At 42.2% G+C, this 12,874-nt stretch carries 10 protein-coding genes; 5 read left to right on the forward strand and 5 right to left on the reverse strand.

Annotated features, from left to right (window positions below):
- Positions 1-2: 2 nt before the first annotated feature.
- From WA1_RS37900 to WA1_RS37915, 5 genes are all read right to left on the reverse strand, one after another.
- Positions 3-3,680, reverse strand: a complete 3,678-nt coding sequence (locus WA1_RS37900) for a WD40 domain-containing protein (RefSeq protein WP_017747984.1) — start codon at positions 3,678-3,680, stop codon at positions 3-5.
- A gap of 520 nt (positions 3,681-4,200) precedes the next feature.
- Positions 4,201-5,601 carry an RNA-guided endonuclease InsQ/TnpB family protein gene (locus tag WA1_RS37905; RefSeq protein WP_017747986.1) on the reverse strand — a complete coding sequence of 467 codons (1,401 nt, stop codon included), beginning with the start codon at positions 5,599-5,601 and terminating at the stop codon, positions 4,201-4,203.
- 148 nt (positions 5,602-5,749) lie between these two features.
- Positions 5,750-5,989 (reverse strand): hypothetical protein, encoded by a 240-nt coding sequence (locus WA1_RS57595; RefSeq protein WP_158516746.1) that lies wholly within the window; start codon positions 5,987-5,989, stop codon positions 5,750-5,752.
- Positions 5,990-6,313: 324 nt separating this feature from the next.
- Positions 6,314-6,442: a hypothetical protein gene (locus tag WA1_RS60675; protein ID WP_272819318.1), complete on the reverse strand. Its 129-nt coding sequence runs from the start codon at positions 6,440-6,442 to the stop codon at positions 6,314-6,316.
- Between the two features lie 23 nt (positions 6,443-6,465).
- Positions 6,466-7,359, reverse strand: a complete 894-nt coding sequence (locus tag WA1_RS37915) for an NmrA/HSCARG family protein (RefSeq protein ID WP_017747988.1) — start codon at positions 7,357-7,359, stop codon at positions 6,466-6,468.
- Positions 7,360-7,530: 171 nt separating this feature from the next.
- Between WA1_RS37915 and WA1_RS60680 the strand changes: the two genes are divergently transcribed.
- From WA1_RS60680 to WA1_RS37940, 5 genes are all read left to right on the forward strand, one after another.
- Positions 7,531-7,818 (forward strand): FitA-like ribbon-helix-helix domain-containing protein, encoded by a 288-nt coding sequence (locus WA1_RS60680; protein WP_033336524.1) that lies wholly within the window; start codon positions 7,531-7,533, stop codon positions 7,816-7,818.
- Entirely contained in the window at positions 7,815-8,222 is a 408-nt protein-coding gene (gene vapC, locus WA1_RS37925; RefSeq protein ID WP_017747990.1) for a type II toxin-antitoxin system tRNA(fMet)-specific endonuclease VapC, read from the forward strand. Before WA1_RS60680 ends, vapC begins: the two co-directional genes overlap by 4 nt.
- A 625-nt stretch (positions 8,223-8,847) precedes the next feature.
- Entirely contained in the window at positions 8,848-9,705 is an 858-nt protein-coding gene (locus WA1_RS37930; protein ID WP_026135165.1) for a PD-(D/E)XK nuclease family protein, read from the forward strand.
- Between the two features lie 30 nt (positions 9,706-9,735).
- Complete coding sequence (locus WA1_RS37935) at positions 9,736-10,374, forward strand: GNAT family N-acetyltransferase (protein ID WP_017747992.1); 639 nt, start codon at positions 9,736-9,738, stop codon at positions 10,372-10,374.
- A gap of 90 nt (positions 10,375-10,464) precedes the next feature.
- The gene (locus WA1_RS37940; RefSeq protein ID WP_017747993.1) at positions 10,465-12,843 is read left to right on the forward strand and encodes a single-stranded-DNA-specific exonuclease RecJ; all 2,379 of its coding nucleotides are present in this window, start codon (positions 10,465-10,467) and stop codon (positions 12,841-12,843) included.
- The last annotated feature ends 31 nt before the right edge of the window (positions 12,844-12,874 follow it).

Genomic DNA, 12,874 nt, shown 5'->3' on the forward strand with positions numbered 1-12,874 from the left:
GACTATTCCCTTTCTTCCACCGCCCCCAAAGCTTTTAAAGTTGCTTTTTGAGCCATAGTTAAACCTATAACCCCAGTAATATTCATCCTCTCGTAAGGTCTCAATGTTCGCAAAGTTTTAATACATTCACCCGTTAATACATCCCAAAGCTTAATAGTCTCATCTTGACCGCCACTCACTAAAGTCAGACCATCAGGACTAAACGCAACCGATCTTACCCGATTAGTATGTCCCTGCAAAGTTTTAAGGCATTCACCCGTTTGGACATCCCATAACTTCACCATTAAGTCATCACTACCACTCGCTAAAATATGACCAAACCCCTGCGGAGACGCTTCGCGATCGCGAACAGGGCTAAAAGCAACTGACCTTATCCGATTGGTATGCCCTTGTAAAGTTCTTAGACACTCACCCGTGCGAACATCCCATAATTTCACTGTTTGGTCTTCACTGCTACTAGCAATCTGGCGACCATCAGGACTAAAAGCAACTGACCAAAGCCGATTGGTATGCCCTTGTAAAGTTCTCAGACACTCACCCGTGCGAACATCCCATAATTTCACTGTTTGGTCTTCACTGCTACTAGCAATCTGGCAACCATTAGGGCTAAAAGCAACTGACCATATGCGACTGGTATGTCCTTGGAAGGTTTTCAGGCATTGACCCGTGCTAGTATCCCATAACTTTACGGTTTGGTCTTCACTACTGGTAGCTAAAGTACAACCATTGGAACTGAAAGTAACTGACCATACGCGATCGGTATGCCCTTGGAAGGTTTTAAGACATTGACCCGTGCTAGTATCCCAAAATTTAACTGTTTTGTCGTCACTACTACTTGCTATCTGACGACTATCAGGACTGAAAGTAACTGACCTTACCCAACTGGTATGCCCTTGGAAGGTTTTCAAGCATTGACCCGTTTGGACATCCCATAATTTCACTGTTTTGTCTTCACTGCTACTTGCTATTTGGCAACCATCAGAACTGAAAGCAACTGACCTCACCCAACTGCTACTTCCCTGCAAAGTTTTGAGGCATTGACCGGTGCGAACATCCCACAACTTTACCGTTTGGTCATCACTGCCACTTGCTAAGATGTAACTCAACTCCTGGGAGGAGTCTTCTCTTGTCCTATCGGAGACGCTTCGCGAACGAGACGCTTCTCTGCGAGACGCTTCGCGAACGCGAACAGGACTAAAGGCAACCGACTTTACCCAGCTGGTACTTACCTGCAAAGTTTTAAGGCACTCACCCGTCTGGAAATTCCATATCTTCACGGTTTGGTCGTCACTGCTACTTGCTATCTGGCAACCAAACCCCTGCGGGGATGCTTCCAAAACAGGACTAAAAGTAACAGACCTAACGCGCTTGCTATGTCCTTGTAGGGTTTTAAGGCATTCACCCGTGCGAACGTTCCATAATTTCACTGTTTGGTCGTCACTACCACTCGCTAGAATGTCACCAAACTCCTGCAGGGAAGAACCAAAGGCAACTGACCTAACATGACCGGTGTGTCCTTGTAAGGTTTTAAGGCATTCACCCGTGCGGACATCCCATAATTTCACTGTTTGGTTTTCACTACCACTGGCTAGAATATTGCCCATGGGACTGAAAGCAACTGACCAGACTCGGCTACCTTTCTCCTGTAGGGTTTTGAGACATTCACCCGTGCGGACATCCCATAACTTTATTGTTTGGTCCTCACTCCCGCTTGCGATTTGAGAACCATCAGGGCTAAAGGCAACTGACCAGATTCGGCTGGTATGCCCTTGCAAGGTTTTAAAGCTTTCACCCGTGCGAACATCCCATAACTTTATTGTTTGGTCTTCACTCCCACTTGCCAAAGTCTCACCATCGGGACTGAAGGTTACTGACCTGATCCAACCGCTATGTTCTGCACAGGTAAAAAGTAGCTTTCCCCCTTCCACTTGCCATAAATGAGTTTTCCCATCAGCATCACCTGTAGCCAAAAATTTTCCGTTTGGGCTAAATGCAACTGATGAGATACTCACTAATTTTTCAAAAAAAACAGACTTTGATAAATCGGTATTGGCAAAATTTACATTATGTAAATTGACTCCTTGTAAATAGGCTTGCCAAACAGTGAGATTGGAAAAGTTATAGCCGCTTAAATTAGTCTGTAACTGACAAAGCATATTGAGAACATTTCCACCTGCATATCCTGCTTCTGGTGGCGAGCGATCTTGCAGTTTCGCTAAAATTTGAGTTAGCTTTTCTTCAAGATTTTTAGGCGTTCTAAAAAGAGTTAACACCCTATCTATAATTGGTTGAAGTATAAGTTGAGTTTGAGTGTTTCTAGTATAATCTTTTGTAGTCGCTTCAATGAGAGCATGGCTCATAAATAAAGCGATTTCACCAGTTTTGATTTCTTGACAAACCTGTTCAACTAATTTGTCAGTCATGTATTCCAGCACGACTGGTTGAAGCGTAAACAATGCAAGACTTTTTTCAATTAAAGAACGTCGCCGTAACGATTCTAGCGCTTCTAGTAATTCTCTTTTTGAGACGAGACGTATAATATCATCTAATAACTCTTCTAAAGAAATTGTTTCCCGCTTAATTGCCAGCCAGTACATGATTTCTTTTTCTTGCTCTGACAAGCGCTCGAACTGCTGATCTAATAAATTACGCGTATCACCAAAAATTATCTCTCCTTGCTGAATAAAAACGGCGATGTCACCGCCAAATAACTCGCGAATTGGCTCAGCAACTAACTTTAATGCCAATGGATTGCCAGAATATTTTTCAACCAGTTGTGTCCATTCTGGTTGGGAGCCAAATAAACCTTTATCTTTCAGAATTTTTTGCCCTTCTGTTTGTCCCAAGCCAGATAATGAGAGCGTTCTGACTGGTGATGTCTCTCCTTCAAGAGGTGCGAATTCTTTCGGTTTTTCTCGACTGGTTAATATCAAGCAACTTTGATGAGGTTCTTCCCCTACCCTTTTTAGCAGTTCACCGTAACCCTCATATCCTTCTCTATAGTCGCCCGCGCGATCGCCCCCTTGCAAAACTGTCTCAGCATTATCCAGTACTAAAAGGCTTTGGTGCTTTCGTAAATAATGAATCAGCAGCGAGAGTCTTCCATCTACGGTGTCTGGTAAATCAGTTTCTTGCTCATCTGATAAAAATCGGATCAGGTTGGCTAAAAGTTCTTTGACTGGGGGTGCGTTGCGTAGCGATCGCCAAATGAAGGACTCAAAATTATCTTTCACTTCATCTACTAATTTTACAGACAAAGCCGTTTTGCCAATTCCACCCATTCCCAATAGTGCTAGAAGTTGGCAATTATCCCTAACAACCCACTGCTTGAGCAGAGACAGTTCTGCTGTCCGTCCGTAAAAGACAGACAAACTCGGTGCTTCACCCCAATCCTGGCGCTTGTGGACAATAGATTCCTCAGTATCAGTGGATGCTTGATACTCACATTGCAGAACTTGTTGTAACTTAACTATCTTCCCAGGACCACCACCACCGACATTAAATTTCTTATACACCTCACTTAATCTTTTACGGACTGCTTCGGGGCTGATACCCAGTTCCTTGGCAATTAAGGTTGGCGATTTTCCATCCACGGAAAGAAAAAAAACTTCTAGTTCGCTGCTAGACAATCCTCGTTTAGCAGCCAAAGCTTCCAGAAACTCAGCAGAAAGTATATTCATAATCTGCATTCATCAAATTGATATCTGCCTATGCTTCGTTAAAAAACAGAAAAATGTTAAATTTGCATCTCTCTAAAGTTAGATAAACATTTTTTTCATCAGAAATCAACTCTTCTCAATCCCACACTCTTCAAAAATATCAAAATAATTGCTCTTTAGAGAATTGAATACATATTTTGCAAGTATAAGCAAAGATGGCATATTTGTTGCTTGACTTTGTAACTTAGTTACTTTAAAGTGAGAATTAAGACCTTGTTGGTAATTAAATTAGTCAGTAAAGAGTAACTACAAGAAACTTAGTGAGTTCAAGCTAGTTACTAGCATGATATTGGATGTCCATATTTTGGATGGAGATGAAACAGCAGTTGCTGGAAAGTTACCAAATGTCAAAGTTTTCAGACAAAGTTGCGTTCAATCGTAACAATTCATACTCCAGAGACACTTTCTCTCTATTTGAGAGATAGGCTGTAACTTAGTACCAGTTACTAACCTTAGTTTTCAATCTCAAATCGTGAACTACCTACACCGCCAGCAAGCTGGTCGGTGTAGGCTTCTGGCACGCTTTTAACGTTTCCAGAACTTCCTTTGAGGTACTATTGGTAGTAGAGTCACCTACTACTGGATTCCCTCTACGGCGTTTTATTGTTGGGAACAGTCCCAGCCCAACACGCTTTAAATTGAGAGCGGCATTAATGTCGCGGTCAACCCAAAGCAATTCAAATTCATCCCAGTACTCGCGGATATCGCAATCAGTGAAGATAAACTCGTCACGATATGCGAGTAACTGAGACGTGTATGCAGGTTTTACTGCTATTGTCCTAGCTCCAGCTTTTCCAGCTATGTATTCCAGGATTTTAAAAAACTGTCCAAATGCAGCGTCATTCCAAGATTTGTTTAATCCCGATTTGGCTGACTGACCATTTGGTAAATACTTGCCGTCCTCATCCTGTTTGGCTTTGTTCCTTTTTGACAAAGCCTTTAAGTTTAAATCTTCGTGTGCAAAAACTTTTTTATTTGTCCGAACTACTGCATGAGCGGTCTTAAATGCGTGGTCTTTTCTTGCTCTAGCAATACGTTGATGTTCGCGTGCTTCCCTCTTGGCAAGTTTACGACGTGCTTTGCTACCTTTTTTCTTGGCAGATTTACGATTAGAAACTCTAGCCAGACGTTTTTCCGACTTCCTGAAAGACTTTAAAGAAGGTAACTTGGTATTCTCTGAAGTTGCCAAATAATCATCTTCATGTAGTACTGCGTCCAATCCCAAAGTGTTATCCCATGTTGGGACTATTTCATCTGGTGTGAAAACAGGTACATTCGGGTCTTCTAGACAAATTGTGATGTACCAGCCATCAGCTTTCAAAGTTAACAAAGCGTTTCTCAATACAGAACCATTGGGTAAAGGTCGATGTAAACGCACTTTAACCCAACCATCAAGCTTTGAAATTGACAAGAATAACCAGTTTTTTTCAATTCGTTCAATCGTTATAGCTTGTCCCTCAATCCTCATAGTACGATAGCGTGCCGCATTCTTAAAACGTGGCTTTCCACTACGTTTTCCGTTACTATCTCCTTGAATAAAACGAGAAAAAGCTTTGTCTACTCGCTTAGATACATCTTGCAATGTTTGAGAGGGAACGCGAGAAAAGTCTAACAATTCTCCAGAATGCCCTACTTTAAACAAGTCCTCTTTAAAAATAGGAAGCTGCTTCTTTTGAGAAAATAAATCTGGTTTATCTCGTAGTTGAGGCAATGGACAACTGATTATTGAACAAGCATCAATGCGATTACGGTTATTCTCCCACCAATCAAATCTATCTCCTAGTTGCTTGTTGTACCAGTATTGACAAATTCGCAACCATTCGTTGAACTCTAGTTTTTGATTGGTATCCGGATAAGCACGATACTGATAGTTAAGCAACATTTTTTATCACCTCCTCTGTTCCATCTATGATAGCATATCTGTGACAACATTGGGTAAACAAATATGAAAACAACTAGATTGAATGTACGGATGTCAGAACGAAGATTAAATAAGTTGCGATTATATGCAGCAAGTAAAGAGAAAACAGTCACTTCAATAGTTGAGGACTGGGTGGATCGTCTCCCCAACACAGAGATAAGCAATCAGGTTGCTGTCCGGGAGACCAAGCTTTAAAAAATGGGGCAGCCTTGAAAACAACTTTTCCATCTGTATTAGGGATTGTATGACCTATGAAGGCTGCCCCATTTTTCTTGCCTAATTCCACCTCACTCCCGCGTTCATCGTAGATGAACATAGGTCGGAGGACGCAACCTGATTGCTCGGTCATTCATCCCACGCTTCCGCTTCGCGGTAAGACGTGGGGCTTCTGCCCGATTAAGCTAAATTTGGAAAATTCCAACCCAGGTTCAAACCTTATTGCATCAAAGCACAAACTCTAGCCTGTAAATAAAACGGCTCTCTTTTTCGTGTTCCCTCTAGGTTGAAATTCCGTAGCACTCTCAATAAATTCAACTTCCAACTTAGGACAAGGCTATGAAAACTAATCTGACAAACGAGAATAGTTTACTTTTCAAGTGGGCTTGTAAGGTACTCAGGTATTTTTTGCTGGTTATCCTCGGCTTTGCAATAGTCTACATTCTTTCTCACGTTTTTAGTGTTTTTTCAATTCTTGAGTTTTTGTTCTCAGCAAGTGTATGGCAATGGATAGGTCGTGCAACCGTTTTCGTCTTTTGCCTACTTGCGATCGCGATGATTTACGAATCGTCGCGATAACAGTCATTGAGCTTAATCATGAAAAATTCATCATAGGCTCTCATAGGTAAGTTCTTTATTTGCCCAGTTACTTTCTGCCAGAAATTCACTAAATGTAGTCAAAAGCCCAGGAAACTCTTCCCGTAAATGCTGAACATCGGCTTGATAACCCTTGGTGCGATACCACTGAATCAAATCAAACAGTTCCTTTCGCAAGAGGAGCAAAAATATCCAAGCTGGTGTCTCTCTGTAGATCACTGGAATCCCTTGCGCTTTTGAGAAAGCTTCTGTCATTTGCTTTGGAGTTAGTACGTCGCCAGCAAGCTCAATGTCTTGACTAATGTAGTTAGAGGGATTCTTAATAACATAGGCTGCAACGCGACCCATGTCCTTAGTTGTAATCAGATGTATGGGTTTATCTGGCTGAATAGAGAATGGGAAAACGCCTTTGAGAATAGACGGGCGGGTGTATTTCTTCCAAAATTCCTCCATGAATAAGCAAGCCCGCAACATGGTTGTTGGTAAACCCGCCTCTTTCAACACCTGCTCCACCTTGTACTTCTGTTCAATATGGCTGATTCCAGAATTTCTGTCTGCTCCACCTGCAGAGTTATACACAAAGTGCCTGATGTCATTTTTCTTTGCAACTCGTGCAACTCTCTTTGCCCGATCCACTTCTTGTAGATCGGGTTTAGCAGAATCTGTAGAGGTGGCGTGGCAGTAAATAGCCGAAATACCTGCAAAGGCAACTTCTAGTGAAGCTTCATCGTCTAAGCTAGCCTCCACAAGCTCAACTCCTGCATCATTCATCTTGACTAAGGAAGGACGCTCAAGGTCAATTTTCCTGGTCATAGCACATAGGTTAGTCATTCCCTGTTCGAGAAATCCCTTAACGACATTTGCGCCAGTGCCTCCAGTAACTCCAATCAGCAAGATCTTATCCATTTTTTACACCTTTATCAGGAAAAGTTAGTATTAAAATTTACATAAAAATGAAAACATTCACGGTTTATAGTCACTTAATGTACTTGAACGTTGTCCCCGCCAATTCTCATTTTGTTGGCTTTGCTCAGCTAGAATAAGTCATAAACCTATCTTAAATTGAGGATGGGAGACATGGTTGAAGTTGTTATTCACAATTTAGATCCTACGTTGCTTGAGAAATTGGAAGTGCTTGCTCAGAGACATGGGCGATCGCTGCAAGCTGAGTTAAAGCATATTTTAGAGGAAGCTGTTCAAGCTGAATCTTTCAATCAAAACGAGAAGAAGACAGTTAGCAAAACACCAGCAGAGCTAGGTTGGAGTCCTGGCTTTTTTGAGAGGACTGCTGGAAAGTGGGAAGGGGAACCACTGACACGAGGCGAACAAGGAGAATATGAACAAAGGCTTTGGGAACTTTTGTGATTTATTTATTAGATACCAATACTTGCATACTATACCTTACTCGTCGGAATTCAATAATTGTTGACAAATTAACAAGCGCACCACGCCAAGATGTAGTGTTATGCGATGTTGTGAAAGCTGAACTCTATTATGGTGCTTACAGAGGCACTCGTCTTGAGAGTAATTTGGTATTGTATCAGGAGTTTTTCCGCGAATTTATCAGTTTGCCATTTGATGGTAAGGCAGCAGCAGTTTATGGACGCATCCGGGCACAACTTGAAAGTTTAGGAACTCCAATTGGTCCTAATGACCTTCAGATTGCAGCAATTGCGATCGCGAACAATCTAATTTTAGTCACCCACAATACCCGTGAATTTAGCCGTGTTCCTGACTTGCGCTTTGAGGATTGGGAATTACCATTATAAAGTTTGGCATCTATAAAGCACAACGATTGAGTGCCGATTCATCTTTAATACTATGATTAAGCTGGCAAGTTTTTGTATTAGCTTAAGTCCTTTGTATTAAATTCTTGAGCAATATTGTTTAAGTTAGTAGGTTTGTTTGATGAATTATAAAAAACGCTAACAGGGCCTTTAACAAACCAGCTTGTGTGGGTTCGCGCATTTATACGTACTTGGCAATTTCCACTATTTGACGTAATCAACGTAGTATAAGCTGGTTATATACTTCGTTATATATTACATATCCAGTACAAGTCTTTAACGTATCAATAAGCGCAACCAGACTCAGGCATTGAGTCCTAATCGAGTCCTATATAAGTTTTTCTAACTTTGTAGACAGCGTTTACAGCGTGAAGTTCAAGCTATATAAGCTTTTTGGTGATTTATATGTTTTCAAGTACATATAAGTAGTGTGCGAACCTACAGCAGTATTGACTGTGACACACCCTGAAATTACTAATCCTTATTAGGAGTTAACCACATCGTGCTACTCTCGTTAACCAGCTTTGTTCGTATAGCCGCAACTACAGTTGTTGAGGCTACTAATACAGGTCTTACAAGAATTCCCGAAAGCAGCTATCCTAAAAGAATGCTGTCAACTTCAAAACAACTATTACGACTTTCACAAGGACAACTCAACTTACTCGAACGTTGTCCCCGCCAATTTCAACACACTTACTTAGAACAACTTCATTCTCCCTCTAACCCAGAGCATGAGGAACGGCAAACTTTAGGTAGTCGCTTTCACCTGCTCATGCAACAGCGAGAAATGGGGTTGCCTATTGATTCTTTCTTAAAAGAAGATGCTCAATTACAAAGCTGGATGACAGCTTTTGCTAATGCAGCACCAGAAATTTTGACACCCTCCTCTCATACCCAAACCTTTCGTGAAAGCGAACATTACCGGACACTCCAAGTTCAAAATTATTTACTGGCGGTTATCTACGATTTATTGATTGCAGATAAAGAGCAAGCACAAATTCATGACTGGAAAACTTATCCAAAACCACCAAATAAAAGCAAATTAGAACAAAACTGGCAAACACGGCTCTATATGTACGTTTTAGCTGAAACTAGCAATTATTTGCCAGAAAATATTTCTATGACTTACTGGTTTGTCCAATTTGAAGATCAATTACAAAGTGTTAAATTTGTTTACAGTACCTTTCAACACCAACAAACTGCCAACAGGCTGAATCAACTCCTAAATCGGTTAACATATTGGTTAGGACGTTATTATCAAGGAGAATTATTTCCCCAAGAATCTGACGGTAGCAAAGCCTGTAACTACTGTCAGTACACGACACGGTGCAATAGAACACAAGCTATATCCGAGCAAACATCTGCGTTCGCTCTTAGCGCAAGCCGTACCCGGCTTATCGCAACCCCTGCTCTAGCAGCTACAACCTTACTAAATCTAGAGACTATTCAAGAGGTTAGCTTGTAAACTGCAGATAACTTTTAAATTTATTATTTTATGCATTTTGATGATAGTGACGCGGTTTATGTCCGCGAATTAGGAATAGACGATATTGCTCCTGTTTACCACTTGGGCGAAGAGTTATTTACCAGCGATTTATATCCTTACTTATATCGTTGCTGGGATGAATGGGAGGTGATAGGACTTTACAACACCGATCCAGAATACTGCCTGGTTGCCGAAGCTGATGGGCATCTTGCAGGATTTATTTTAGGAACCATTATTACCAAAGCAAGTTGGACATACGGATACATTTTATGGTTGGGAGTTAGCCCCAGATTTCAACGTTGTGGCGTGGGAGACAAACTAGTTGACAAAGTTGTTTCCCGTATGATAGAGGATGGAGCGCGATTCATGCTAGTGGACACAGATCCTGCCAATGTTCCAGCCGTGAAATTCTTCACCCGCAAAGGTTTTGGTAATGTCCGCCAACATATTTTCCTATCTATGAATCTTAGTAGGCACGAGTACTATGGCAGACTGATTGACTACGAGCATCAAAAAGCTGAAAGAGCAGGTTATAAGCGTTCTCGTCCCGCCATGCGTCCCCGCAAATCTGATGGAATCGCTAGTGAAATCGCCCTTAATACTTTGGTAGCTGAACCGGAGATTGAGGGAGTCGGGAGTGGAGAGTAGGGAGTAGGGAGTAGGGAGTAGGGAGTAGGGAGCAGAGGTAATAACTAATACTCAATCCAAAATCCACGCATCCAAAATCCACGCATCCCCATGCCAACACCACAACAGCAATGGATTCTTGCACAAACTGAACAACCGCCAGAATCCTTCATTCAGGCGGTGAAACAATACGCGCCTGCTTTGGGAGGACACTTTGCAGCGCAGTTGTTATGGCAAAGAGGAATACAAAATGAGGCAAAATTAGCTGCTTTTGTCAGTCCTCAAGCTTATCAATCGGCAAGTCCTTTTGAGTTTGAGCAAGAAATGTACTTGGCTGTACAACGGTTACAGCAAGCATGGGAAGATAAAGAACAAGTTGCTATTTGGGGTGACTTTGACGCTGACGGTATTACCTCCACTGCTGTCTTATGGGATGGATTGGGACAATTTTTTCCTCAAAACGAACGGTTAATTTACTACATTCCCAATCGTCTTACTGAATCCCACGGATTGAACTGTCAAGGAATTGATAAACTAGCGAAGCAAAGGTTTCAGTTAATTGTAACTTGCGACACTGGTAGTACCAATATCCAAGAAATTATTTATGCAAAACAGTTAGGTATAGATATTATTGTTACCGACCACCACACTTTACCAGCAGAACGTCCATCGGTAACAGCGATTATTAACCCACGATATTTACCAAACACTCACCCACTGTTTCATCTTTCTGGCGTAGCTGTAGCTTATAAGTTGGTGGAAGCTCTTTATCAAACTTTGCCAAGTGTTCCACAAACGTCTTCACTGGAAGATTTACTCGATTTAGTAGCCGTTGGGCTAATTGCGGATTTAGTTCAGTTGAGTGGAGATTGTCGCTACTTAGCACAATTGGGAATTCAGCGACTGCAAGAAGATTTTAAGAAAACACCGGAAATGCGCCGCCGTCCTGGAGTGGGACGCTTGTTAGAATTGTGTCAAAAAAATGGCGATCGCCCCACAGATATTTCCTTTGGGCTAGGTCCGCGAATCAATGCCGTGAGTCGCATTCAAGGAGATGCCAGCTTTTGCGTGGAATTACTGACAAGTCGAGACCACAAAAGAGTCAGCGAACTTGCGGAGATGACAGAACTCGCTAACGCCCGTCGCAAATCTTTACAAAAAGATGTTACCCAGCAAGTAGAGCAAAAGCTAGCCAGAATGGACTTATCAACCACTAGCGTTATTGTGCTGGAAGACCCCCAATGGGCTGTAGGTGTTTTGGGATTAGTAGCCGGACAAGTCGCGCAGGACACAGGGCGACCGACTATTCTTTTGAGTACAGAGATGGTAAGTCAAGGAGAGAGGGAGGGAAATTCCCTCACTCCCTCACTCCCTCACTCCCTCACTCCCTCCCCTCTTCTCGCTCGTGGATCTGCCCGTTCGGTTAATTCAATCGATTTGTACCAACTCGTCAAAGAGCAGGCACATCTTTTATATCGCTTTGGAGGACATCCTTATGCAGCCGGATTAAGTCTTCCAGTAGAGAATATTCTTTTATTTACAGAAGCAATCAACCAACAGTTACGGCGATCTTTGGCAGGTACAAACCTCACACCAACTATACAAGCCGACATAGCGGTGACAGTAGCAGATTTGGGAAAAGAATTATTTTTAGAACTGAAACTGCTAGAACCCTGTGGAATGGGAAATCCGGTACCAAAACTATTGATTCAAAACTGTTGGTTCGAGAACGCTTGGCATCGCAATCAGCAAGATTCGCGAGGAAAAAAGGTACAGTATATCAAAGCCGAGTTTGACATTCGAGATGATTCCACAAAAAACCCTTTTCCTGGAGTGTGGTGGGGACATTATAAGGATGAACTACCTCTAGGAAGGTGTGACTGCATAGCCGAACTCGACTACAACACCTTTAAAAAACGTTACGAAATCAGAATTGTAGCAGTACGTTCTTTACAGGAATCAGCTTTTAGCCAGCGATCGGCACTTATACTCGATTGGCGTAACACCCCTCCTTCCCCCCCTCCCCCCCTCTCCCCCTCATCCCCTCCCCTCCTTATCGAAAAATGTCCCACCAGTTGGGACGATTTACGAGCCTGGTTGAAACGTTCCCTTTACAATCAACAACCACTAGCACTTGCTTGGAGCAAACCCAAGAACAAACCACCAGAACAAATTTGGTTAACTCTAGTAGGGCTTGCCAAATACCTCAGCCGTACACATCAGCCAGTCACTCGCATTCAGTTATTAGACAAACTTGGTATAGGTGACCACGCATTACTGTTAGGGTTAAGAGGTTTAAAACACTTAGGTTTTAGAATCACGCGCCAAGACCGTGCTTTAATTTTTACTCAACACTCAAACATTGAATCAACCCTTGCAGAGGCAGCCATTGCCCAATTTTTAGTCGCTCTCAGAGAAGAACAATTTCAGCAACAGTATTTTGCAGATGTGCCTTTATCTACCGTTGAAGCGATCGCTAGCAGTAGTTAGTCATTTGTCATTTGTCATTTGTCATTCGTGT

The sequence above is a fragment of the Scytonema hofmannii PCC 7110 genome (genome assembly GCF_000346485.2).
In the GTDB taxonomy this organism is placed as follows: domain Bacteria; phylum Cyanobacteriota; class Cyanobacteriia; order Cyanobacteriales; family Nostocaceae; genus Scytonema; species Scytonema hofmannii.

Excerpts from the sequence above, each read along its gene's own strand:
- WA1_RS37900 (WP_017747984.1), bottom strand. The coding sequence starts at position 3,680 with ATGAATATACTTTCTGCTGAGTTTCTGGAAGCTTTGGCTGCTAAACGA.
- WA1_RS37905 (WP_017747986.1), bottom strand. The coding sequence starts at position 5,601 with ATGTTGCTTAACTATCAGTATCGTGCTTATCCGGATACCAATCAAAAA.
- WA1_RS57595 (WP_158516746.1), bottom strand. The coding sequence starts at position 5,989 with ATGACCGAGCAATCAGGTTGCGTCCTCCGACCTATGTTCATCTACGAT.
- WA1_RS60675 (WP_272819318.1), bottom strand. The coding sequence starts at position 6,442 with ATGACTGTTATCGCGACGATTCGTAAATCATCGCGATCGCAAGTAGGC.
- WA1_RS37915 (WP_017747988.1), bottom strand. The coding sequence starts at position 7,359 with ATGGATAAGATCTTGCTGATTGGAGTTACTGGAGGCACTGGCGCAAAT.
- WA1_RS60680 (WP_033336524.1), top strand. The coding sequence starts at position 7,531 with ATGGTTGAAGTTGTTATTCACAATTTAGATCCTACGTTGCTTGAGAAA.
- WA1_RS37930 (WP_026135165.1), top strand. The coding sequence starts at position 8,848 with ATGCTGTCAACTTCAAAACAACTATTACGACTTTCACAAGGACAACTC.
- WA1_RS37935 (WP_017747992.1), top strand. The coding sequence starts at position 9,736 with ATGCATTTTGATGATAGTGACGCGGTTTATGTCCGCGAATTAGGAATA.
- WA1_RS37940 (WP_017747993.1), top strand. The coding sequence starts at position 10,465 with ATGCCAACACCACAACAGCAATGGATTCTTGCACAAACTGAACAACCG.